Origin of the sequence: Caulobacter sp. CCH9-E1 (assembly GCF_001556515.1) — a bacterium.
GTDB lineage: Bacteria > Pseudomonadota > Alphaproteobacteria > Caulobacterales > Caulobacteraceae > Caulobacter.
Map to the genome: position 1 here is coordinate 1 of NZ_LSJA01000232.1, position 771 is coordinate 771.

The following is a 771-nucleotide window of genomic DNA, read 5'->3' on the forward strand; positions in this document are numbered from 1 at the left end:
CGAGCTGGAGGTCGGCCGAGCTAGCCCCCTCCGGCCCGCTGGGCCACCTCCCCCGCATCGCGGGGGAGGAACTCGGAATGCCCCCCGTCTTTGCGACTCAAGATAACATCGTTACCTTAGCGTCGCTGTAGCTCACCCGGTGATCGCCATGACCGTTCACGCCGTCTCCCGGATGCGCCGGGCCCTGGTCGTCCTGTACGCGGCCGGGTTGGGCGCGATCCTGGTGGTGGCGGCGCTGCTGTATCGCGAGGGGCAATGGAAGCTCCTGGCGCCGGTGATCGCCGCGTTCGCCGCCGCCTCGACCGGCTTCGTGGCCCTGATGCGGCTGGCCGACCGTCACGCCACCCTGGGCCTGAGCCCCGGCCGTCGCCGCCTGCTGCTGGCCCTGGCCCTGATCAGCGCCGTCGCCTTCATCGCCGGCCTGGTCACGGCCTGGCGGCTGATGTGAGGCGAACGCCCCGGCTATACAACTCTGAGCTTTCGGCTTAGGGTCTAGCTTGCTCCAGGCTCGGCCGGGATGGTCCTGATGAAGGTGAGCTCGCATCGGCGTGGCCGCCGCGCCCTCTCGGGCCTGCTGGTCCTGTGCCTCGGCTATGGCGTCGCCATGGTCGTCATGACCACCCTGCTGGCCGACCAGCACGCGGAGGCCCGCTTCGCCGTCGCCGCCGCCGCCATCGCGCCCCTGACCGCCGTGGCCACCCTCTACGCCGCCCTGCGAAGCCACCACGCCGTCACCGGTCCGCCGCGCCACCGCCGCCTACTGATCGCCGG

At 71.5% G+C, this 771-nt stretch carries 2 protein-coding genes; both read left to right on the forward strand.

The window, feature by feature from the left end:
- Nucleotides 1-148 precede the first annotated feature (148 nt).
- A complete protein-coding gene (locus tag AX690_RS13110) occupies nucleotides 149-448 on the forward strand; it encodes a hypothetical protein (protein WP_156449665.1) in 300 nt (99 codons plus the stop codon).
- Nucleotides 449-526: 78 nt separating this feature from the next.
- A partial coding sequence (locus tag AX690_RS13115) for a hypothetical protein (protein ID WP_156449666.1) occupies nucleotides 527-771 on the forward strand: 245 nt, incomplete at its 3' end.

Bases quoted from the DNA above. Each gene is read 5' to 3' on its own strand.
- AX690_RS13110 (WP_156449665.1), top strand. From the start codon at position 149: ATGACCGTTCACGCCGTCTCCCGGATGCGCCGGGCCCTGGTCGTCCTG.